At 67.8% G+C, this 22,051-nt stretch carries 23 protein-coding genes and 1 tRNA gene; 3 read left to right on the top strand and 21 right to left on the bottom strand.

The annotated features are described in order from the left end of the window. Positions 1-29 precede the first annotated feature (29 nt). Positions 30-2,012 (bottom strand): CocE/NonD family hydrolase, encoded by a 1,983-nt coding sequence (locus AB0P21_RS29795; protein WP_363700560.1) that lies wholly within the window; start codon positions 2,010-2,012, stop codon positions 30-32. A gap of 585 nt (positions 2,013-2,597) precedes the next feature. Here AB0P21_RS29795 and AB0P21_RS29790 point away from each other — a divergent pair. Beyond that, the gene (locus AB0P21_RS29790) at positions 2,598-3,212 is read left to right on the top strand and encodes a hypothetical protein (RefSeq protein WP_363700558.1); all 615 of its coding nucleotides are present in this window, start codon (positions 2,598-2,600) and stop codon (positions 3,210-3,212) included. Positions 3,213-3,367: 155 nt separating this feature from the next. On the opposite strand, the gene AB0P21_RS29785 is transcribed toward AB0P21_RS29790, so the two are convergent. After that, a complete protein-coding gene (locus tag AB0P21_RS29785) occupies positions 3,368-3,841 on the bottom strand; it encodes a hypothetical protein (RefSeq protein ID WP_363700556.1) in 474 nt (157 codons plus the stop codon). A gap of 309 nt (positions 3,842-4,150) precedes the next feature. Beyond that, positions 4,151-4,690, bottom strand: coding sequence for a helix-turn-helix transcriptional regulator (locus AB0P21_RS29780; RefSeq protein ID WP_363700554.1), 540 nt, complete (start codon positions 4,688-4,690; stop codon positions 4,151-4,153). An 86-nt stretch (positions 4,691-4,776) separates the two neighbouring features. Here AB0P21_RS29780 and AB0P21_RS29775 point away from each other — a divergent pair, with 86 nt between their 5' ends. Next, complete coding sequence (locus AB0P21_RS29775; protein WP_363700552.1) at positions 4,777-6,780, top strand: VWA domain-containing protein; 2,004 nt, start codon at positions 4,777-4,779, stop codon at positions 6,778-6,780. Here AB0P21_RS29775 and AB0P21_RS29770 read toward each other — a convergent pair. The 6 genes from AB0P21_RS29770 to AB0P21_RS29745 form a co-directional block, all read right to left on the bottom strand. Continuing rightward, positions 6,767-8,110 (bottom strand): serine/threonine-protein kinase, encoded by a 1,344-nt coding sequence (locus AB0P21_RS29770; protein ID WP_363700550.1) that lies wholly within the window; start codon positions 8,108-8,110, stop codon positions 6,767-6,769. The genes AB0P21_RS29775 and AB0P21_RS29770 overlap by 14 nt on opposite strands. 430 nt (positions 8,111-8,540) lie before the next feature. Next, positions 8,541-9,002, bottom strand: a complete 462-nt coding sequence (locus AB0P21_RS29765) for a hypothetical protein (RefSeq protein ID WP_363700548.1) — start codon at positions 9,000-9,002, stop codon at positions 8,541-8,543. 216 nt (positions 9,003-9,218) lie between these two features. Continuing rightward, on the bottom strand, positions 9,219-9,899 hold the full coding sequence (locus AB0P21_RS29760) for a GPP34 family phosphoprotein (RefSeq protein ID WP_363700546.1): 681 nt from the start codon (positions 9,897-9,899) through the stop codon (positions 9,219-9,221). A 31-nt stretch (positions 9,900-9,930) separates the two neighbouring features. Further along, positions 9,931-10,458, bottom strand: a complete 528-nt coding sequence (locus tag AB0P21_RS29755; RefSeq protein WP_363700544.1) for a DinB family protein — start codon at positions 10,456-10,458, stop codon at positions 9,931-9,933. A 40-nt stretch (positions 10,459-10,498) separates the two neighbouring features. Continuing rightward, positions 10,499-11,374, bottom strand: a complete 876-nt coding sequence (locus AB0P21_RS29750) for a hypothetical protein (protein WP_363700542.1) — start codon at positions 11,372-11,374, stop codon at positions 10,499-10,501. Further along, positions 11,371-12,369: an SPFH domain-containing protein gene (locus AB0P21_RS29745; RefSeq protein ID WP_363700540.1), complete on the bottom strand. Its 999-nt coding sequence runs from the start codon at positions 12,367-12,369 to the stop codon at positions 11,371-11,373. Before AB0P21_RS29745 ends, AB0P21_RS29750 begins: the two co-directional genes overlap by 4 nt. Positions 12,370-12,484: 115 nt before the next feature. Between AB0P21_RS29745 and AB0P21_RS29740 the strand changes: the two genes are divergently transcribed. Beyond that, on the top strand, positions 12,485-13,168 hold the full coding sequence (locus AB0P21_RS29740; protein WP_363700538.1) for an NUDIX domain-containing protein: 684 nt from the start codon (positions 12,485-12,487) through the stop codon (positions 13,166-13,168). A 1-nt stretch (position 13,169) separates the two neighbouring features. On the opposite strand, the gene AB0P21_RS29735 is transcribed toward AB0P21_RS29740, so the two are convergent. The 12 genes from AB0P21_RS29735 to AB0P21_RS29680 form a co-directional block, all read right to left on the bottom strand. Then, a complete protein-coding gene (locus AB0P21_RS29735; protein ID WP_363700537.1) occupies positions 13,170-14,054 on the bottom strand; it encodes a carbohydrate kinase family protein in 885 nt (294 codons plus the stop codon). Positions 14,055-14,202: 148 nt separating this feature from the next. Beyond that, positions 14,203-14,991, bottom strand: a complete 789-nt coding sequence (locus AB0P21_RS29730; protein ID WP_363700536.1) for a maleylpyruvate isomerase family mycothiol-dependent enzyme — start codon at positions 14,989-14,991, stop codon at positions 14,203-14,205. A gap of 67 nt (positions 14,992-15,058) precedes the next feature. Continuing rightward, positions 15,059-15,982 (bottom strand): hypothetical protein, encoded by a 924-nt coding sequence (locus AB0P21_RS29725; protein WP_363700535.1) that lies wholly within the window; start codon positions 15,980-15,982, stop codon positions 15,059-15,061. Then, complete coding sequence (locus AB0P21_RS29720; RefSeq protein WP_363700534.1) at positions 15,979-16,608, bottom strand: CoA transferase subunit B; 630 nt, start codon at positions 16,606-16,608, stop codon at positions 15,979-15,981. Before AB0P21_RS29720 ends, AB0P21_RS29725 begins: the two co-directional genes overlap by 4 nt. Positions 16,609-16,611: 3 nt before the next feature. Then, entirely contained in the window at positions 16,612-17,370 is a 759-nt protein-coding gene (locus AB0P21_RS29715; RefSeq protein ID WP_363700533.1) for a CoA transferase subunit A, read from the bottom strand. Between the two features lie 103 nt (positions 17,371-17,473). Then, complete coding sequence (locus AB0P21_RS29710) at positions 17,474-18,583, bottom strand: hypothetical protein (protein ID WP_363700532.1); 1,110 nt, start codon at positions 18,581-18,583, stop codon at positions 17,474-17,476. Between the two features lie 56 nt (positions 18,584-18,639). Then, positions 18,640-19,335 (bottom strand): hypothetical protein, encoded by a 696-nt coding sequence (locus AB0P21_RS29705; RefSeq protein ID WP_363700531.1) that lies wholly within the window; start codon positions 19,333-19,335, stop codon positions 18,640-18,642. Beyond that, the gene (locus AB0P21_RS29700) at positions 19,328-19,525 is read right to left on the bottom strand and encodes a hypothetical protein (RefSeq protein ID WP_363700530.1); all 198 of its coding nucleotides are present in this window, start codon (positions 19,523-19,525) and stop codon (positions 19,328-19,330) included. Before AB0P21_RS29700 ends, AB0P21_RS29705 begins: the two co-directional genes overlap by 8 nt. Positions 19,526-19,628: 103 nt before the next feature. Beyond that, positions 19,629-20,333, bottom strand: coding sequence for a carbohydrate-binding family 9-like protein (locus AB0P21_RS29695; RefSeq protein ID WP_363700529.1), 705 nt, complete (start codon positions 20,331-20,333; stop codon positions 19,629-19,631). After that, positions 20,326-20,895 carry a hypothetical protein gene (locus tag AB0P21_RS29690; RefSeq protein WP_363700528.1) on the bottom strand — a complete coding sequence of 190 codons (570 nt, stop codon included), beginning with the start codon at positions 20,893-20,895 and terminating at the stop codon, positions 20,326-20,328. Before AB0P21_RS29690 ends, AB0P21_RS29695 begins: the two co-directional genes overlap by 8 nt. Positions 20,896-20,987: 92 nt before the next feature. Continuing rightward, positions 20,988-21,061, bottom strand: a tRNA-Pro gene (locus AB0P21_RS29685). A 46-nt stretch (positions 21,062-21,107) separates the two neighbouring features. Beyond that, the gene (locus tag AB0P21_RS29680) at positions 21,108-22,046 is read right to left on the bottom strand and encodes a metallophosphoesterase (protein ID WP_363700527.1); all 939 of its coding nucleotides are present in this window, start codon (positions 22,044-22,046) and stop codon (positions 21,108-21,110) included. Between the last annotated feature and the right edge of the window lie 5 nt (positions 22,047-22,051).

Genomic DNA, 22,051 nt, shown 5'->3' with positions numbered 1-22,051 from the left:
GGCATCTCTGCCGGGGCCCTTCCTTTGTCTTAGCGGGAAGCTTCGACGAACTGCTCCATCAGCTTGACCGGGTCCTTCTCCGGCTCAGGCTGCGCGAGCTGTGTGGACTGCACGCGGGCCGTGGACTTCTCCGGGGCGGTCAGGCTGGCCGTGGCGCCGGTGAGCGGCAGGGTCAGCGAGGACTTGACCGGGTCCAGCGTGATCGTCGCGCCGGTGAACGGCACCGAGGGGTTGTCGGGCTCGACGGTCAGCACCAGGCCGAGGCGGTGACCGGCGGCGAAGACGACGTCGTCCGCGTTCAGCTCGAAGGTCAGGTCGTACCACTTGCCGGACTGCAGCGAGACCTTCTCCTCCAGCTTCTTGTAGTGGCCGACGTCGGCCAGCGTGCGAACCACGACGGCGGTGTTCGAGACGGCCGTGTTCACCTTGGTGTCAGCGAAGCAGCCGGTGTCGAGGGCGTTGCCGTCACCCCAGCAGGTGCGGGTGTTCGGAACGTTGGTGACGTTGGTGTAGCGGGTCGCCGTGCCGTAGTCGACCAGGCGAGCCTTGATGCCGGCGGCAACCTTGTCGACCTTGACCCGGACCTCGACCTTGCCGGTGCCGGACAGCCGGACCGCCTGCTCGAGATCGTTGCTGACGAACACCGCGCGATCCGTGCGGGCCGCGGACGGGTCGAGTACGACGCTGTCGGTCGACTCGGCGCTGGTGCCGGTGAAGCTGATCGGGTCGCTGGTCGGCGCGGCGATCGACAGGCCACCGGTCTGGCCGGCCGGCTTGCTCAGCCCCAGCTTGGTGTTCTTCGCTCCGGCGGCAGGCCAGCGGGTTTCGGTGGTGAAGCTGCCGTCCTCGCGCTGGATCGTTGCCTGCGGCGCCTTTGTCACGCCGTTCTGCAGGCCCTGCAGGTAGTAGTCGAACCACGGGTGCAGCTGGTTCACGTAGGTGTCGCGGAAGCTGAACCCGTCCAGGTGCACGCCCTGGTGCAGGAAGATCTTGCGCTGGACGCCGTTCTTCTCCAGCTCGTCCCACCACTCGCCGAACTGCCGGGTCTTCACGTTTTCGTCGTCGAGGCCGTGCACGACGAACACCGAAGCCTTGACCTTCTTGGCGTCCAGCCGGTAGTTCCGCTTGTCCCACCAGCGGCTGTAGCTGCCGGTACGGGTGTCGGAGTCCTGCTCGATCTCGCCGGTCATCGCCACACAGCGGGGGCTCGCGTCGTTGCTGACGTAGTCGTGCAGGAAGCCCATGTACTCGTCGTAGTACGGGACGCCGTTGCTGCGGGTGTAGTCGTACCAGCTGGAGATCGCGGCGATCGGGACGATCGTCTCGAGCCCCTTCACGCCGGTGCTGGCGACCGAGTTGGCGATCGTGCCGTTCCACGACGTACCGATCATGCCGGCCTTGCCGGTGGACCAGTCCGCCTTGACCGGAGCGCCGGCCGGCGTGTGCGCGGCGACGCGGTTGTTCAGCCAGTCGATCACGGCCTTGGTGCCGCGTACTTCGAAGTCGGCGCCGACATCGCTGCACCCGGTCGAGCGGAACGTGCCCGGCATGTCCACGTACGCGAACGCATAACCGCGCGGTACGAAGTAGTTGTCCAGCCAGGTCGAGAACACCTGACGGGTGCCGTTGGCATCGAAGTTCGACTTCGGGTCGCCCGCGTAGTACGGGGACGCCTGGATGATCACCGGAACGTCGATCCCCGCCGCGGCGGCTTCACCCGGCCGGACGATGTCCACGGTGATCTGGTCGGTGATCCCGTTCTGATCCCCGTCGACCCCGGGTACGTCGACCTGGACCCGTTCGTGGATCGCGTTGTCGTAGTCGTACGCGGCAACCGTCTGAGTCCCCTGCACGAACGGCTTCACCGGCGCCGCCGGCTTGGCAGCAGCCGCAGGTGCGGCAGCGGGCCGGGCGGTCGCGGTCAGCGACGCCATCGGCACCAGCGCGGCAGCAGCCAACAGGCCGACCCCGCTCCGGAACGCTGTTCTCGATCGGTTTCGAGCTGAGCGCATGCGTGTCTCTCCCCTTTGGGCGGTGGGTAAAGGCACCACAGCCCTCCCTCGCAGGGCCGTTGTGGTAAACGCACCTTAGGCTGATGTTGACACCGTTGTCTCCACGGATCTCACCTGGCTGATCACTTTCGGTGGAAAGCACGGGAAATACTTCGTGTTCTGCTGGGGTACTGCGATCCCGCGCACCCGGCGCTTCCGCTCCTGCGTCGCTCCAGCTCTGGGTGCTCCCACCCGCCCTTCGTGAAAGCCGCTCCTTCGTCGCGTGAGTGCCTCACGGTGCTCTCACCCGTGTTGCGCCCGGCACCGCCGGCACCTTCGCTCCTACGTCGCTGCGGTTCTGGCTGCTCCCACCCACCCGGCCCTGTGATGCTTCGCGCTCCTGCATCACGCGCCAGGCAGATGGCCTCTGCCTGGCCCGATCCTGTGTTGCTACTTGCGCTGCGCCAGCCCTCGGGATGGGGCCGACCAAGACCGCGGGCGCGACCTCATCGTGCTGATGAAGCCGGGCGGCAGGGCGCCGCAGTACAGGAATGTCGGTGGACGCGGCTAACTTCAACGGACATGAGCGCACCGTGGAGGACCACCTTGGCGGACGTCGCCGAGCGGTTGAACGCCAGCGGCATCGAGTGGATGCTCGTCGGCTCCGCGGCGACCGCGCTCCGCGGCGCAGCGATCGTTCCGGCTGATATCGACATCGCCGTTCATACAGCCGCTGAAGTCAGCGACGCCGCGACAGTTCTACCGACGCCGGCCGGACCGCCAGCTAGGCCTGATGACCCAGCCGGCTGGTTCAGCACCGCGGCAGAGCCGTCGATTCGCTTCGATCATGCGGGCGAGCACTGGACCTTCGGCAAATGGATCATCGACGAGGTCAAGGTCGAGCTGGCACACATCGACGCGCCTGCCGCGGCTGCTCTGATGATGGAGACTCGCTCAACGCTGGTGTGGAACGAGCGAGAGACCTTGACCTGCCTCGGGCAACCAATCCCGACCGTCCCGATCGAGGCGCAGCTCGCCACGATGATCGCCCGGCAACAGGACAGCCGGATCCGGGCGGCCATCGCTGCCATCGACCCGGCCCAGCTCGACGTGACGCTCCTGCGGCGGGCGATTTCGGACAGGCGGTCAGAAGTTCCTGGCCTGGCAATTCCTCTATCGATCCAGCACCTTCTCGCGGAAGGTCAAGCGGCAATCGACTGAGTCCTACAGAGGCCCCGGGTGCACCCGGGGCCTCTGAATCCATGGTCCTGCAAAATGCTTTGCCAATCGGTCATCGACAAGGTAATGCAATTACCTCAGTCGACCGCAAAGACCTCCGCCCGGACACCTGAACAATGTGCCTTGGGCATCATGCCTCAGCAGATATCGAGGCGGTTGAAGTCGTACGTCAAAGAGTCCGCGACCACATAGATCGTGTTGCTCGGCGGGAGGTTGATTCCGCCCTTGGGTCCCCAGAAGTGGACTTTGGCTCCGCCGGTCTGGTTGTTGCGGACAGCCAGCGCGTCGATGAAGTTCGAGAGCGATCGCGTATCGCACTTGAACAGGTGGAAGATGCTGTGCCTGCCATCGCCTTGACCGACCGAAACACAGGCGATCCCGCTGGCCAACGAGCACGCGACCAGCTTGCTGTTCCGATCCGCGCTGGTCACGTCCCGCCAGACGAACTCACCTGAGAACAGCGGGTAGATCTGAGGCGTCCACGCGGTCGGTCCGGCCACGATGTTCGGCGCTGCGTGTGCCGGCGCCTGCGCCGCGAGTGGAACGAGAACCGCGGCGATCATCATGACGACCGTCGTGGCCGCACGTTTTCCGATACTTCTCAATCTCATTTGTTCTCCTAGTCGTTCCCGACCGGGTCGAAGTGTGTATTCGTCAGCCACGTTAATTAGCAGCGCAGGTGGAGTCCACGTGTTCGATCAGGATTAAAACCGAAATCAGGAGTAGACCGGTCTGGCGCGAAAATCAGACGCTGAGTGATGCATTGGCGAGCGGACCGTGACGACTGCATAAATGGTGACACGGTTTGCGATGGGGTGATTACCGCATGACGTAAACGCGTCGCATCACAGGGGCGGTGGGAGCAGCCGGAACTGCAGCGACGCAGGAGCGAAGGTGGAGGCGGCGACGGGCGCGAAACCCTAGCGCTGCCCAGCAATCCTCGCGTAGTACGCCCGAGCATCCTGGGTACGCCCAGCCCCCAACACCCGGAGAGCCTCAGCCAGTTCTGGGTACTGGCTGTCCAGCAGAGCCGCCGCACCCTGGAGATCACCGGCGGAGGCGATATCGCGGAGTAGGGACTGGATGGCAACGACTGGATCAGCAGCCGGCGCAGGCGCAGCAACGGGCTCCTTGGCGTGGTCGACGGTCAGGGTCGACCGCTGGGCGCCGCGGATCTCCTCCAGTCGGCGGGCCTGCTCGCCTGCAGGCAGTGAGGTCCAGCCTGGCTCGTCTACTGTCGCTTCCAGTTGGAGCAGGCGGGACAGGACGGCCGGGTTGCTGATCTTGGCGCGCTGGCCGGACATCAGTTGCGACAGCATCGGCGCGGACAGGCCGAGGAGGCCGGCGAGTTGCGCCTGGGAGAGGGCGAGGCGGTCGAGCAGGCGGCGGAAGCGGTCGCCGAGCGGTTCGCCGTACCACTCCAGCTGGAGCTTGAGGTTGCGGCCGTACAGGTCGGTCACCGGCTACTCCGAGTTGCCATTTGCAAATTGCAAATGCAAATGATAGGTTTCTGCATGTTCGCCCCTCAAAAGCCTCTGGAGATGCCATGGTACGCCGCCTCGCAGGCCTGGTAGTGATCCCCGTTCTGGCCGTGACGTTCGCGTTCGGCAACGCTTCGACGGCCGCCGCCGAGGCCGAGTTGTCGCCCGTGATGGTGGTGCTGGACTCGTCCGGCTCGATGACCGCGAGAGACGTCGGCGGCACCGGCACCCGGATGGACGCGGCCAAGCGCGCGGTCGGGTCGATGGTCGACGGGTTGCCGGACCAGGCGCCGGTCGGGCTCGCGATCTACGGCGCGGGCACCGGTTCGAGCGGGGCGGAGAAGGCCGCGGGCTGCCGTGATGTCCGGGTCGTTCAACCGGTCAAGCTGGTCGTGAAGGCCGCACTCAAGCAAGCGGTGAACGCGACCAAGGCCAGCGGTTACACCCCGATCGGCCAGTCGCTGCGCGTCGCCGCCGCCCAACTGCCGAAGGAGGGGCAGCGCTCGATCGTGCTGGTCTCCGACGGCGAGGACACCTGCGCGCCGCCGCAGCCTTGTGAGGTGGCGAAGGAGCTCAACAAGCAGGGCGTCGATCTGCACGTCCACGCGATCGGTTTCCGAGTCGACGCGAAGGCGCGGGCCCAGCTCGCCTGCATCGCGCAGAGCACCGGCGGGACGTACCACGATGCGGCCGACGCCAACTCGCTGCAGGGCGTACTAGGCCGGGTCACCGACCGCGCGCTGCGGCACTACGAGCCGACCGGTCAGCCGGTCACCGGTACTGCGGATCCGTTCACGGCGCCGACGGTCACGCCCGGCCAGTACCTCGACACCTTGAACCCGGTCGAAGAGCGCTTCTACGCCGCCGAGGTGAAGGCAGGCGAGACCGTGTACTTCGCCGCAACGGCGGTCTTCCCGCGCGGCAACCCCCGCGGGCTCGAGGTTCTGGACATCAGGATCACCGGCCCGGGTGGAGCGGATTGCTACAAGTCCGAGCGTCAGCTGAACACCCGCGCGAAGAGCGACGGCGGCACGCTGACCACGGCCCTGAGCTGGGACGGCACCGTCCCCGGGGCGTCGAGGACCAAGGCCTGCAGTGTCCCCGGCAAGTACGTCTTCAGGGTCACCCGCAACGCGAAGGACGGCACCGACCGGGTGCCGCTCGAGCTGCAACTGCGGATCGAGCCGCCGGTGAGCGGCAGTCTTGGTGAGCCCGCGCAGGCTGGTCTCGTCGACTTCGCCCAGCAGCCCGCCGGTGCTGTCCGGCCGGTGCGTGGTGGCGGTTCGTTCAACGAGGCAACGATTCTGGCGGGTGGCGGTCGTTTCGGCGAGACGATCTACAACGGCGAAGAGCTGTTCTACCGGGTGAAGCTCGACTGGGGTCAGGGACTGGCGTACCGAGTGACGTACGGCGCTGTTCCCGATGGGTCAACGTCCAACATCCGCACCGCCCTGTTCAGCCCGGTGCGTGCGGAGATGAAGTCCGACACCACGGCCTACACCGGATCGACAAGCATCATGCCGTCGAACGGCAAGGCGATCGCCACACCGCGGACGGCGTACCTGAACCGCAACGCCGGCGACGCGCTGCTCCGCAAGGCGAGCGTCGATGGTTGGTACTACATCGTGGTCAAGCTGGGCGCTCCCTCCGGCGACGACCAACCGGGCGGCGTACCGGTAACGATCGACGTGGCTGTCGCGGGTGACAAGGCCGCTGGTCCGGAGTACGGCGTGTCAACGGGCGAGACCCCGAGCACGTCATCGCCGTCGCCGTCGCAGACACCGTCAGCCGGTCAGAGCGAGCCGACCCCGTCCGGATCCGGTACTACGGCGGACCAAGGCTCGGGCGGTGACACCAAGCCGGTGGCCGATGAGAGCAACTCGATGCTGCCGTGGATCATCCTTGGCGGCGTGCTGGTACTGGCGGCCGCGGCCGTGATCGCCGCGTTGGCACTTCGCAACCGCAAGCCTGCGATGCCTCCGACCTACCCGAATGCTCCCGGGCAATACCCGAACGGTCCGGGACAAGGCCCGAACAACCCGGGTCAGGGATGGACTAACCGGCCTTGACCCAGCGATAGGACGAACCTTGCTGACGGCACGCAACCCGCGTGCCGTCAGCCGTCGTCTCGATGCTGCCGGCCTCTTGCCAGCCACAGGTCCCGCCGAGCTTCACCGCAGCGTTGGGCGCCGGCGTGATTGGCCCGGTAGGGATCGTCTCCGGCGCTGAGGACTGACTCGGCGGTGGTTTGTCGTTGCTCGCTTGGTCACCGTCGAGGGTCAGTACTGCGATCACAGCGGCCGCCGCCACGATGACGACACCGGACACGGTCAGTACGACGGCCCGGCGTCTCCTCGGAGCAGGCGAGGAACTCGCGGGAGCCGCCGAGAGACTCCCCGAACTGGGCGATGGGTTCGGTGAACCTGTCGGTGACGTCTGCGGCGAGGGCTCGATGCTCGCCGCCGGGTGATCTGGTGAAGCAGGTCGTTCGGCGCGGGCCGCGGACGGCGCGGGCGGAGGTGCGGCAGGTGTTTCTGCACGGGCCGCATATGGCTTGGGGAGTGGGGGGAGTTGGTCGAAGACCTCGATCGGCTCGCCGTCGCGGGTGAGTGCCGGGAGGTTCAACGGCTCTGCCAGCAGCGGTGCCAGCTCCGCCAATGCCTCGTCGGCGGAGCTGGTTCGGTCGGTGGCCTCCGGGCGTAGTAGGCCTTCGATGACCTGCCAGACAAGGCTTTCGCGGGGTGCGTGCAGAGGGCGGGTCGGTGGCGGGCCGGAGGCTGGGGGTTCGTCACCGGTCAGGAGTTGCCAGCCTGTGACCCCGGCGGCGTACAGGTCCTGGCTGATGGACGGCGGTTCGCCGGCAAGTGCTTCGGGGGCGACGTAGCCCGGCGTACCGACTACGGCGCCGTGTTGGGTGAGACGTGGTTCGCCCAGCGACAGGGCGATACCGAAGTCGCTCAGCCGGAGTACGGGGCGCTCGGTGCCGGTGGTTTCGAGCAGGAGGTTGGCCGGCTTGACGTCACGGTGCACCAGCCCGGCTGCGTGGACGTAGCTGAGTGCGCCCAGAAGTTGTGCGAGGAGCTCGGCTGCGTACCGCTCCGGCAATGCGCCGAAGTCGGCAACCAGACTGCTGACCGAACCGCCGCCGACGAGATCCATCGCCAGCAGTGCTTGGTCGTCTTCAGCTACCCAACCGTAGGGACTCAGCACATGCGGGTAATCCAGCCGCAGCCCTTGCTCGCGGACGAACCGCAGCAACGCCCCCGCATGCCGCTGCCGGAGGACCTTCGCAGCACAGAACCGCTGCAGGCGGCGATCCCAAGCCCGCCAGACCATGCTGTTGCCACCCGCACCGACAGGATCGATGAGCTCGTACCGCCCGGCGAACACGTCAGCCACAACGACCCTCCTCTCACCTGGTCCGGAGCACCCTGACGATAGAGCCAACAAACCCCACCGAGGAAACCGCGACCCGCGAATGGTGATCGGGATGGGGCGCCCGGCGGCAGCTTCCCGTGATGAGCGAGGAGAGGCTGCGCGAGGCAGGCTCGACTGGCGCGGCGCAGGAGCGCAGGTCTAGGTCGCTCGGGGCGACACGATGGGCCGGGGGCAGTCGCTGGCCGCCGGCCACGCGCTACTGGTCGGGGGGCAGCTGTCACAACCGCGACGCGGGGTGGCGGCGGCGCCGGGCGCGACCTGGGTGACGTCGAAAGAGAAACAGTCACAACCCGCGCAACGCAGGAGCAACCACCACAGTTCGGGTGGGTGGGAGCAGCCAGAGCCGCAGCGACGGAGGAGCGAAGGCGCCGGCGGCGACGGGCGCGACGCTTTAGCTGGCGATGGTTTTGAGCAGGCTACGGAGGTCTGAGCCAGACACCAGCACGCCTTCGCGAAGCCAGGTGCTCATGACCGGGTCGCCGATAGCGAGATGTTCGTGAAGTTCGCCAACAGACAGGTCGTGGGTCCGGAGCGTGTTGCCGGTCCAGCGAAAGACCTGGGCGGTGAGCGACGCAACCTGCTGCGACCACTCCGGCGAGGACTCCTCATGGATCAGCAGCAGATCGACGACGCTCTCCAGGTCTCCATCGCCCCGGGCGGCCGCGCCGAAGAGGCTGGCATGCACCGCCCGCACCGACCAACCGGTCTCGATCACATCCTGCAGTCGCCGAACAAGAGCCTGGCGCAGGTCGGTCAGCTCGATCACCGCGCCGGCAGCCAGGTGGTCGCGGTTCAGCGAGTACTGGATGCTTGAGCCAACCTCGGTCGCGATCACCAGCCCGGTGGCGGCCAACCGCGTGAGCACCTTGCGGGTGCCGCTCTCGCTCCCAGTCCCGGCGAGCTGATGAACCTTCCGGCCGGTCAGCGGCGCCCCGGCCCGGACCAGCACCCCCAGCACGGGTCCGTCCAACGTCGAGATTGCAGTGCTAATCGGCCTGCTGAGGTCCATAATCCCCACTATAGTGCGATCATCCCCACTATAGTGAGCAGGCCAGCACTATAGTGGGGATTAGTTGCTGTGAGGCAGCACCGTCGCGGCGGCGATCGCGCTGTTCACAATGGCGGCGGTGATAGTCCGAGTAACAGCCTCAGCAGCCGCCCCGGCACCCCAGTTACCCCGCTTGAATTCCTCCGCCCGCGCGATCACCGCGGAGTTCCAAGGGATCTCACGATGGAACTGCGGCAGCGTCCCGCTCCCCGAGATCAGCGCCGCCAACGCAGCGACCCGCGCGGTCGGCTCGACGCCATCCACCAACGCAGCCCGTACTGCGGCCAGCAGCTCGCCCCTCCGCCCAGTGCTGCCCTCGCTCAGCGCCTTCGTGGTGAACACGATCAGCGTCTTGCGCTCGACCTGCACAAGGTCGCCGCGGTCGATCAACCGCTGCAGCATCGGCTCGCGCAACTTAGGCCCGATGGCGGCAAGCACGGTCTGCACCCGACGAGGCTTCTCCGCGATGTAATCCCAGGCCGAGCGAAGGCTGTCGTCGACGGGGACCTCGGTCCCGACCGTCGCCAGCTTGTTCCCAGAGCCCTCGTTGACGGTCACCTGCCCATGCAACGCAAGGTCAGCAAGCACCGCACCACCGAGGGCGTAGAACAGGGTGTTCTCGCCCGCGATAGTGCCGGAAGCCGGCTGGAAGAGCAGGAGCAGCAGGTCCTCTGCCAGGGTCGGTACGTCGTACTGCGCCACGGTTGTCCTCCAGATAGCCGGAAAGCAAAGGCTAGGACCTGGCGCGGTACAAATCGCGAAGGAGGGCAATCTCGGCGCCGTGATGAAGCAACTCGCGCTGAACATGCAAAACGATCGACGCAGTGCTCCACCCGTCGTACGCGGGCTCATCCGGGTAAGCGGGCAGGGTCAGGCCCTCAGTACCCAGAGACTCCACCCCCTCGCTCCACACCCGATAAGCCTCGTCGAGTTGGGTCAGGGCGGTCGCGGCGGTTCCGGCGTACGGGAAGGTGCTGAAGTCGACGGCTGGTCCGCCGAAGCGGGGGAGCGCTCGCATGCCGAGCATGACCACGATCAGATGGCCGAGTCGCCAGGCGATGGTCGTCACGGGAGCCGGCTCCGGCGGCGGAACGGTGAAGTCGACCATGAAGCCGTCGTCCTTCGGTCGCACGTTCCACGCGCCGGGCGCCGGCTCCCAGAAGTACTCGTCGTCGGTCAGCCCTTCCAGGCGGGGCCGCAGCTGGGCGGACCAGTGGGTCTCCAGCTGCGCGCGGATCTGGCTGTTCCAGTCGAAATTCATCCGCCCACCCTCTGAGCTGCGGCAGAGCCGGTCAACTCGATTAGCGCACCAGCCGCAGATGGATGTCCGCCACTCCCACCTCCAGCCGCTGACCCCAGCCGATGCTCAAGCTGTCGGCTTCGATCCCGTCGCCGAAGACGACCAGATCGGCCTCGGCGGTGATCGTCAGGTGATCAGCAGCAGTCAGCAACCCCTCCGTGCAACTGGTGCCGGTCGCCGGTGACGGCCAGGCCTCGCGGACGAACCAGCACAAGGCTGCTTCCGACGGCGATGGCAAGCGCAGCAGGCTTCCGCGTTCCTGCCAGGCCGAGCGGCACCACCCCGTGGAACCTGTTCCGGTGCCGACCAGCAAGCCTGATGACGACTGCCGTTCCTCCAACCCCTCCGGTGACGCCAGCCGGTAGCGCGCCGACTGGTGGGTCCGGTTGCCGATGTAAACCTCGTTCAGAGCAAGGAGTTTCTGCCCGTCATCGGTGCTTGCGGCAACCATCGTGCGTTCCTCCACCGTCCGCCGGACCAGCAGATCCGGTACTGCGGAAGGCTCGTGCGGCACCAGTACGCCGGGGTTCCAGCCGGGCTCCGGGTTGACCCCGATCACCGGCTGGCCGTCCAGGTACTTCGCCACGTTGGCGACCAGACCGTCCTGCCCGACCGCGATCACCACATCCTCGGGACCGAACACGAACCGGTCGAGATCGTTGCGCTCGGCAACGGCTCGCCGCCAGTCCAGCGGGATCGCGGCCGACACCGTGGCCAGCGCCTTCTGCTGCGCCTCGTGCCGGTCCTCGAGCGAATCCAGCGACCGGCCGCGACTCGACAGGAAGAACCCGGCCTGTTGCCGGGTGCCGTGCCGGGCGACCAGCTCGGTGAGCTCGGTCGCCCGGTGGACCACGACTGCCCGGGGAGGCAGGCTCATGCGTTGCTCCCGGACGTCAGCTTGGTCAGCAGCGGAGTGAGCAGGTCCGGCGTCAGGTTGAGCGTGCCGATCTCCGGCAGCGCACCCTGCTTGATCGCCATCGCCAGGATCGTCCCCTGGTCTAGATCGGCGTACGCGTCCAGCATCGCCTTCTCGGCCGCAGCCTCCGCCGCGCCGAGCACCCGCTTGGCGTCGGCGTCAGCGTCGGCCATCAACCGCCGGCGCCCAGCCGCTGCCTCGCCCTCGATCCGGCCGGCCGCAGCCGCCTCGGTCGCACGCTGACGCTCGTTCTGACCCTTCTGGGTCACCAACTGCTCTTCCCGCCGGGCAAGCTCGATCTGGTTCTGCAGCTCGTTCTCCGCGATCGAGCGTTCCCGCTCGACAGCCATCGCCCGCCGCTCGTACGTCGCCTTGTCGGCCGCCTGTTGCACCATCTCCCGAGTGGGAGTCTGCAACGCCCGCTCGACATCCGACTCAGCCCGTACTGCGACCACGCGCACGTCCTCGACGCCGATCCCCAGCCCGGTCAGCCGCTGGTCGTCACGCAGCCCGCTGCTCATCGCGAGCCGCAGTGACGCCATCCCCTCGGACAACGCCTGGGTCAAGCTCAAGCCGGCCAGCAGATCCAAAGCCGTCTGCTGAGCAAGCTCGGTCAGCAACCCGCCGAGCTGCTCCAGCGGAGTCGCCCGCCACAACCCCGTGTCGGGGTCGATCCCGAAGTCGAGCCGGGTCGACGCCAGTGCCGGGTCGGTCACCCGGTAGGTGACGGTCGCCTGGACGACGACGTCCTGGAAGTCGAGTGTCCGGCCGTGGAACAGCAGCGGCTGCTCGCGGTCGTCGATCGGCACCTCGCTGAGCGAGGAGTTGAGGGCCCGGAACCAGAACGCCTGCCCCGCGCCGTCGTGCGCCACCTTGCCGTTGCGCAGGTGCCGGACGTGCGTGGTCGGGTTCGCCCGCAGGTGGCTGATGAACCGGAACCGGGTGATGTCTGCCATCTCGTTCTCCTTCGCCCACCGGTTCTGCCCGGCGGGACTCTCTAGCTCTTGTCGTCACTTTGACGATAAGGCCTGAGGTGGCTTTTCGTCAAGATGACGATTAGAGTCCGTCGACATGGACTACGAGCCGCTGGGGGTAGCTGCCGACCTGGTGATCCTGACCGTGCGAGACGGGTCGCTGCAGGTGCTGCTGATCAGCCGCGGCATCCCGCCGTACCAGGGTCGGTGGGCGTTGCCGGGCGGATTCGTGCGCCCCAAGGAAGACCTGGAGGCGACCGCGCGACGCGAGCTGGCGGAGGAGACCGGGCTGGTCTCCGACCGGATCCACCTCGAGCAGGTCGCGACGTACGGCGAACCAGGGCGCGACCCACGCGGCCGGGTGGTCAGCGTCGCGTACCTCGCCCTGGTGCCGGACCTGCCGACGCCGGTGGCCGGCACGGACGCCGCCTCCGCGGAATGGGTCGCGGTAGCGGAGCTGCTCGACGACGCGCGCCGGCTCGCCTTCGACCATCACCGGATCCTCACGGACGCGGTCGAGCGGGCCCGGGCCAAGCTGGAGTACTCACCGCTCGCGGCGGCCTTCTGCCCCGACGAGTTCACGATCTCGGAGCTGCGGGGGATCTACGAGGCGGTCTGGGGCGTGCAGCTCGATCCGCGCAACTTCCACCGCAAGGCCACCAAGACCGACGGCTTCGTCATCCCGCTCGGCGCCACCACCACTCGCGACGGCGGTCGTCCGGCGCAACTCTTCCGCCGCGGTCCAGCAGCGACCCTGCACCCACCACTGGCGCGAGCCTGAGCTAACGGTTGAGCAGCATCAATTGTTCGGCGGTAATGAGATCGGTGTGGGTACCGCGAGACCCGCAGGCCCAGGCGCCGGCGATCGTCCCCGCCGTGGCAGCTTCGTAGTACGAGCGACCGTCGAGCCAGGTGGTCAGGAAAGCCGCCACATAGGCATCCCCGGCTCCGTTGGTGTCGACTACCGGCCGGCCCGGGATCTCGACGGCCGGGATGTGCACAGGCGCATCGCCGCGAACATGCAGGTAGCTGCCGTCGGCGCCGGCCATCGCGACGACGACCTCCGCCCGCCCGCTGGCGAAGATCCAGTCGACCGCCTTGTCGCGCAGCGCGCTGGTCGACACGAACACGACGTCCGCGCACTGCGCGAAGTCCCGGTGGTACTCGTTGTCGCCGTCCCAGTCGTGCAGATCCGTCGACAGCGTGCACCCGGCAGCCAGTACGTCGGGAAGCGCGAGGCGCGCGAAATCCATGATCGACACGTGCACGTGGCGCGCCCGGTCCACCCGCCGGCGCCAGAGATTGGGATCGACTCGCATGCCCGCCGGGTGGCGGCCGTCGTACAGGGAGACCCGGCTGCCGTCAGGCGACACCAGGTTGACGCTGCGCCTCGTGCCGCTCGGGTGGTAGGCGACTTCGAGCGGCAGGCCGAGCTGCTCGTACGTCGAACGGATCCACCAACCCTCGGCGTCGTCGCCGATCACGTCGGCGAGCCCGGGATGCAGCCCGAGCTGGTGACAACCCAGTACTACGCCGTGCCCGGTCTGGCCGACGTACGCCTCGACGGGCGGGACCGGGATGGTCTCCTGGTCCGCCAACGGCAGGCCGGGGACGCGCACGATGGTATCGATTCCCACGCCGCCGATCACGAACACATCCAGGTCCATGCGGTCCATCCTCACCGAGCCGAACAAGCGGCAAGCGTGAAGGGTAGCCAGCAACAGCAGTCGGCGACAGAGGTCACGCGGGGCGGTCGACACATGGTCATCGGACGACCACTCTTCGCCGCCGCACCGCGCGACCCGAAGGCCCGGATCAGTAGCCGGGGAAGATCTCGAGCAGGGTGTCCACCGTGACCGGACCGGTCAATTCGACGGCCTTGTCCTGGGCCGGGTCGAGCCGCCCGGAGACCAGCCGGAGCCACGCCTCGCCGGTCAGGGTGAGGGTGCCGTCGGCCTTGGCGGCCGGGGCGAGCTCGATGCTGACCGGGTCGGTCAGGTGCAGGGTCAGTTCGGTGGCCGGCTCGGTCGTGGTGACCGCCAGGTCGACGGACTGACCGTTGAGAGCGGCCGGCTTGGAGATCCAGGCCAGCAGGTCGCCCGAGCTCTGCAGCAGCTCCGGCACCGCCTCGGGAGCGAGCGCGGCCTGCGGGTCGAGGGCCTTCCGCACATCCCACGAGTGCAGGGTGAACTCGCTGAGACGGCCTCTCGCGATGGTTGCCACGTCCACAGGCTCGGGCAGGTAGCTCAGGGTGAGGCGAAGATCTTCTCGCTGCCCGGCGTCCAGGGACTCGAACAGCGCGACCAGGTCCTCGTTCTTCTCGAGGAAGCCGACCGCCTGCTCGCGGCGCGTCGATCCGTCCCAGCGGGCCCAGACGGACTGGTTGAAGTCCCCGTCCGGGGCCGGCGTGCCGTCGATCGCGGACCGCACCGTGGCGGTCATGATCTCGGCGCCGCTGCCCAGGTGGCTCAGCACCTGCGCGAGGTCCCACTCGGTCGCGGCCGACTGCTGGGCCAGATCCTCGTCGTTGAACTTCTTCACCAGGTCCGCGAGCCCGTCGTACCCGGTACGAAGGGCGGCGATGACCGAATCGGCGTTGCTCAAGTGGTTCCTCCAGAAAGACGACCCCGCACAGCGATTTGTTCAGGGTTCAACCAGGCCAGTCTGCCCGTCATTCCTGATCCGCGGCGCCAATCACAGCTCGGAGGTACTGCGCGCTCGCCCGGCCGAGGGTGTTGTGGAGCTCCCACAGCAACTCGGAGACCGCCGGATCACTGCGGTTCTCCCCGACCGTCCCGGCAGCTGCTCCCTCGTCCACCGGCAGGCCGCCGACGAGCGCCCGGAGCTGCGCGACCGGGAGCGGATCGACGGCCTCGGCGACAGTTTCCTCGGTGACGAACTGGACCAGCTCGGCAACGTCCTCCTGCAGCACGACGATCGGAGCGGAGAGGTCGAGCTGTCCGTCACGGGCCGCGTTGCGCACGATCTGCTCGGAGCGGCGCCGGAGTACCGTCCAGAGCTCGGGCCAACCGGGCTGGTCGATGTCCGAGCTCAGCGCCTCGGGGGCTTCGTGGCCGACAGCGCCGAAGGCGGCATCCAAGTCGATCGAGGGCGGCTTCGCGCGGCTCTCTTCCTCGGCGACGGCCGCAGCGACCCAGGCTGGAACGTGCTCCGGGCTCCGCGGGTAGAGCTCGAGGTCGCGAGCGAATTCCTTCGCTGTCGGCCCTTCGTCGAAGAGCTCCCAATGGGTGTAGGGAGCGCCCGGCAAGGAGTGCCAGTAGAGCCGGTCGTCGTAGTGGAAGTGGAAGGAGGAGGTGCCGTTCCGGGCGACCTCCACGTCGACGGCCCACCAGGCGCCGCGCTCCGGATCGGCCATCGCCGCGCGCAGTTCGGATAAGCCCTCCGGGTTGCGGAACGGGGGAAGGTTGACGGCCTTCCCCTCCGCGTCCAGGACCCACTGCCACAGGGTGTTCCGGCCGTCGACCTCGGACCAGGTGACCTTGACGGTCGCCCACTCCTGGCCGCGTGGGCTCGCGATCTTCTCGACGGACTCCACGAGCTGCCGGGCGATGTCCTGCTGCTGGGGGAGGCTCACTGCTTGATCGGCGCCCCGGTCTTCTCCTGCAGTTCGTCGAAGCTGACGCCCTCGGCCAGCTCGACCAGCTGCAGCCCGTCGTCGGTGATGTCGAGGACGGCCAGATCGGTGATGATCCGGTTGACCACGCCGCGGCCGGTGTAGGGCAGGTCGCACTCGGCCAGGATCTTGTGCGAGCCGTCCTTGGCGACGTGCTCCATCAGCACGATCACCTTCTTGGCGCCGTGCACCAGGTCCATCGCGCCGCCCATGCCCTTGACCATCTTGCCCGGGATCATCCAGTTCGACAGGTCGCCGGTGGCCGAGACCTGCATCGCGCCCAGGATGGCCGCGTCGATCGCGCCGCCGCGGATCATCCCGAAGGACAGCGACGAGTCGAAGAAGGATGCCCCCGGCAACGTCGTGACGGTCTCCTTGCCGGCGTTGATCAGGTCCGGGTCCTCGTCGCCGTCGAGCGGGTACGGGCCGACGCCGAGGATGCCGTTCTCACTCTGCAGGACGACGGTGACGCCCTCGGGGATGTAGTTCGGGACCAGCGTCGGCAGGCCGATGCCGAGGTTGACGTAGGAGCCGTCCTCCAGCTCGGCGGCGGCGCGGGCGGCCATCTGCTCACGGGTGAGTGGCATTGCTCAGGCCTCCTTGGGCTGCACGGTGCGCTTTTCGATCCGCTTCTCGATGTCCTTGCCAACAGCAACAACGCGCTGGACGTAGACGCCGGGCAGGTGGATCTCGTCCGGGTTCAGCTCGCCAGGCTGAACCAGTTCCTCGACGGTGGCGATGGTGATCTTCCCGGCCATCGCGGCCAGCGGGTTGAAGTTGCGCGCGCTCCGGTCGAAGACCAGGTTGCCGTGGGTGTCGCCCTTCAGCGCGTGCACCAGGCCGAAGTCGGTGGTGATCGACTCCTCCAGCACGTACGTCGTACCGCCGATCTCGCGGGTCTCCTTGGGCTCCGAGGCCTTCGCCACCGACCCGTCGGTGTTGTACTTCTGCGGCAGTCCGCCGTCGGCGACCTGGGTGCCGACACCGGCCAGCGTGAAGAACGCCGCGATCCCGCAACCGCCGGCCCGCAGCTTCTCGGCCAGCGTGCCCTGCGGGGTCAGCTCGACCTCCAGCTCGCCGGACAGGAACTGCCGGGCGAACTCCTTGTTCTCCCCGACGTACGACGAGGTCATCTTGGCGATCCGCTTGTCGGCCAGCAGGATGCCCAGCCCCCAGTCGTCGACGCCGCAGTTGTTCGAAACGACGCTGAGACCGCTCACGCCCTTGGCGTGCAGGGCGCTGATCAGCTGCATCGGATTGCCGCACAGCCCGAAGCCGCCGACCGCGAGGCTCGCGCCGTCGCCGATGTCGTCGACCGCGGCCTGCGGTGAGTCGTACGTCTTGTCCATCAGGCTGCTCCATTGCAGGTCGGTGTCCGCCCCGACTCTAACCAGCAGCCGCTGATCCGGCGAGGGTCACCCACTGTGGCCAGAGCCACAGCCCGACGAGGCGCTACAGACCCGCTGGGCGGTACTGCTCTGACACCAGACCTGCCTTGAGTCGCCACGAGTGGGCCTCGTCCGGGCGGCCCGCCGCGGCTGCGATCGCGGCCAGCTCGCCCAGGGCCTCGGTCATGGCCAGATCGGCGTCGTCCCAGTCTTCCGGGCAGCGCGACAGGGCTACCAGGGCCAACTCCTGCGCCTTCGCCAGGTCGCCGCCGTACCGAGCTGCCCTGGCTAGGCCGAGCCGGGCAGCAGCAGAGGTGTCCAGGACGCCGACGCGGTTCGCCCGGACCAGTGCCTGGCGGTAGTCGTCACTGGCCGTGTGGAGGTCGCGCAGCCGCAGGCGGAGGTCAGCACGGCGGCACAGCAGCGACGCGGCCTCCTCCTCGTTGCCCAACCCACCAGCGATCACCAGGGCCTCGCTGATCAGCTCAGCAGACCGTTCGTACTGCGTAGCCCAGGCTGCCTGCTCAGCCAGCGCGCTGAGCGCCAGCGAGCTGCCCCACCGGTCACCGACCAGCTGGAACCCGGCGTACGCCGACTCCAGGGTCGCCTCGGAGCCGGTAGTCAGGCCGGGGTACGCATGGCAGATCTGTAGCGCCGCCAGCGTCCAGGGATCGGTACTGCGCTCGTTGCGGGCCAGTACCTCGTCAACCAGCTCAGGTGACGTGAACGGGCCGAGGACCATCGACCAGAGCAGCACCGTCACCGGCCGCCGGAACGGCTCGCTGGTCTGCAGCACGATCGCCTGGGCCTGCTCGACCTGGTCTGCTCGCGCATCGGCGGCAGCGTGCAGTACTGCGAGCAGGTACTCCTCGGCGAGGCCGTCAGGCACCTCTGCGCCCAGCGCGTCGAGCAGACGGCTCGCTGCCTGTGCCGCCTCGTTCCGGAGCCCGTGCATCCACCAGTACGTCGACAGGCCGGCTACCAGCTCGAGTGCGAGCCGCTGATCCTGGCTGGTCGCCCAGTCGATCGCATCGTCGAGGGCGTCGCGTTCCTGCCGCAGTACCGTTGCCCAGTGCAACTGATCGGGGCCGCGCAGATGCTGGTCGGCCTCCGTGACCACCTGCAGCAGGTCCGTCGCGTGCCGCGCCTGCCTGCCGATGTCCACGTCACTCATTGTCACCCCGCCCGGGGACGTACCTCGGGCGGGGTGACAGCGTGTCGGCTCCGTGATCAGCTGATCACGCGGAATCCGCGTCTCTTGCCCAGCTTCTCCAGGCTCTTCATGCCGGGAATCCCGTCGAACGGCGGCGGCACGGTCGCCTTCTGCCACAGCGCGTAGGCCTTGCGGAAGTCCTTGCCGGCGAACCCGTCGACGTTCATCGGGTCCTTCAGGCCCTGTTTGAGCAGCGCTCGCTCGACGATCACGATGTCGCTCTCGTGCAGCCCCTGGCCCGGCGGCCGGAACTGGTCCTTGGCGGCCGCCTCGCGGACGTTGCTGAGATCGACGGCGGGCAGCGTGTCCATCGCGCCCGGACGCCAGATCCGGACTCCGTTGATGTCCTCGCTCCAGCCCTTGTAGGTCTTGCCCCACAGCCGGGTGATCTTCGAGATCGGCACCTTGTCGACCTTCCCGGTCCGCAGGATGTCGCTGCTGAAGCAGTTCCCGTCGCCGGTGCTGATCGCGACGTGCCCGTGCGGCGCGCCGGTCCACCAGAGCGGGACCCCGAGCGGCGGCGTACCGCCGGTGCCGTGCTTGAACTTCGCCGCCTGGTAGCCGGCTGCCGCGTCCGGAGCGGCCGGTCCGACGTTGAAGCACATCCGGACGAAGATCAGGCAGATCCCGGTCCAGTCCCTGGTCGCGTTGCTGGCCTGGGCGGCGGCGAAATCGACCGCGGCCTTGCCCATCCGGGCTGCCATCTCACTCACCCACCGTTCCGGGCTCCTCGTCGGGCCCGAGCGGCTCGGTGTCCTCGATCGGGTCCTGGAACGGCGCCGCGTCGGCCGGATCGTCCAGCTCCGGATCGTCGCCCTGGATGCCCGGCGAGTCGGTCAGCGGCACCAGCGTCGACTCGTCCAGCACCTCCGTCAGCTCAGACGTGTCCTCTGGATCACTCATAACTCCCCCTGTTGGTCGCAACGTGAGCCGTCGCCAATCCGCCCCCAGTCCGGCGACAGCCGTCACTGGCAGTTTGGCACCGGCTCGCCGCTGCGACCAGAGGTCATTCGAACCGGAGTACGCCCCACTGGTCGGGCTTGTGCATGTCCAGCACGTACTGCGGCGACCAGACCCAGAAGTCCTGCTGCTTGCCCTTGCGGTACTCGCCGTCGACCACCTCGTGGTCCCACTCGATCCGCATCAGGTTCATCCGCCACTCGTCACCGGGGGCCGGGGGAGTCTGGTTGCGGTTGTACTTCGCCAGGTCGGCCCAGGGGAACGCCGCCTCGACGGTCCAGCCGGTGTCGGTGTCGGCCGGATCGTTGAGGGTGCCGTCGATGTGCAGCGCGGTGCGCAGGCCCGGCAGGTTGTCCGGGTCGACCGGCACGCCGCCCTCGGAGTACGGCTTGGGGAGGGAGAGCTCCCAGATGGTGCCGAGCGGATTGATCTCGAACTCGTAGTAGTTCTGGCCGTCGCCGTCCGGGTCGAGGAACAGCTCGAAGTTGTTCTCCTCGTACAGCCAGGTGTTCGGCTCGGTCATCGTCGACCAGACGTGCGGCTCCTCGAGTTGGCCGCCGACGTACAGGTACTGGTCGTCGTACAGGAGCTTGGCCCTGGTCCGGAACCTCGGTGTGGTCGCGTCCGGCCCGATGATGTCGACGAAGTCGCTGGTCCACGGCGCCTGCTCCCACGCGGGGTGCGTCAGGGTGCCGTCGAGAGGGAGAGGGGTGGTGGTGCGGTGGCAGGGGTAGCGGGGCAGTTCAGGCATCGGCTCGCTCCAACCGTCCGGCGATCAGGTGTGCGACTAGGAAGGTGACAGCGGTGAGCACCGGGACGATCACCAGCGTCCAGGTGGAGAACAGGTCGTTCGACAAGAACCCGAGCACGATCAGCAGCATGAACCCGACCCCGAGGAACGCCACCAGCTTGTGGTTGGGCATCGCGAGCCGCTTGAGCGCGATCGCCCCGAACACGACGGTGATCACCACGGCGAGCACCAGCAGTGGGAATCCGGCGGAGCCGCAGTTGGGCGACCCGCGGAGCTGATCGCAGCCGCGCTCGCTGACCCAGACCAGGGCGACGGCAACGAACCCGGCCAGCAGGCCGACCAGAGCGAGAATCAGCAGCGGTGGCAGCGGCGGTACTTCGAACCGCGGGCGGTCGGCTTCGGCCTCGTCGTCCTCAGCCTCGTCCTCGAACTCGGCCTCTGCTTCGTCAGGCTCGTCTGCCGGCTCACCGTCGACCTCGGTGTCAGCGGCCTCCGCGAGATCGGTCTCCTCGAGCTCGACCTCTGTCGCGTCGTCCTCGGCGCCCGGCTTGTCGTCGGTCATGGGCGCAGGTTATCCGTTGCGGTGGCGTCCAGGCTGGTGCCCGCCGGGGAATGACGAAGGCGGTGGCTCCGAAGAGCCACCGCCTTCTCCTGTCGGGCTGACAGGATTTGAACCTGCGACCTCGTCGTCCCGAACGACGCGCGCTACCAAGCTGCGCCACAGCCCGAATTCGGCGTTAGCTTACATGTGCCCACGGCCAGGACGAAATCGACTTATCCGACACCGTCGCCGACCCGCGGAACGAGCGTGATCAAGGTCGCTTCCGGGCGGCAGGCGAACCGCACCGGGGCGTACGGCGAGGTGCCCAGACCGGCCGAGACGTGCAGTGCCGCCTGACGGCCTTCATAGCCCCAGGTGGACAAACCCTTCACCCGGGACGCGTCCAGGTCGCAGTTGGTCACCAGCGCGCCGTAGAACGGAACCGCGAGCTGCCCGCCGTGAGTGTGGCCGGCCAGCACAAGCGGGTAGCCGTCGCCGACGAACCCGTTCAGCACCCGCTGGTACGGCGCGTGCGTCACGCCGATCGACAGGTCGGCCGTCGGGTCCACCTCGCCCGCCACCTCGTCGTACCGGTCGCGCTTGATGTGCGGGTCGTCGGTGCCGGCGAAGTCGAGGCGCAGACCGTTCACCTTGAGACTGGAGCGTGCGTTGTTCAGGTCGACCCACCCCGCGCTGGTGAACGAGGCGCGCATCTCCTCGTACGGCAGATCCGGGCCGTGCGGCTTGTGCCGCTGCTTGTCCGCCGGCAACAGGTACTTCGCCGGGTTCTTGAAGTGCGGCTTCCAGTAGTCGTTGGAGCCGAACACGAACACCCCCGGTACGTCGAGCAGCGCGCCGTACGCCCGCAGCAGCGGCAGCACCGAGTCGGGATGCGAGATGTTGTCACCGGTGTTCACGATCAGATCCGGCTCCAGCCCGGCCAACTCGTTCACCCAGCGAATCTTCTTCTCGTGGTTCGGCATCAGGTGCAGGTCCGACAGGTGCAGCACCTTCAACGGCGCCGTACCGACCGGCAGCACCGGCACTGTCACCCTGCGCAGCGCGAACCACCGCACCTCGACAGCCGCCGCATACGCAACGCAGGCAGCGCCCACACCGGCGATAACAGCCGCGGACTTCAGAGTCGTTGTGGCAAGCCCCCGAATACTCATTGCTC

The organism is Kribbella sp. NPDC056861, assembly GCF_040687575.1.
Taxonomy (GTDB): Bacteria; Actinomycetota; Actinomycetes; order Propionibacteriales; family Kribbellaceae; genus Kribbella.
Note: the sequence above shows the minus strand (reverse complement) of the source record. Positions and strands in the feature narration are given on the sequence as shown.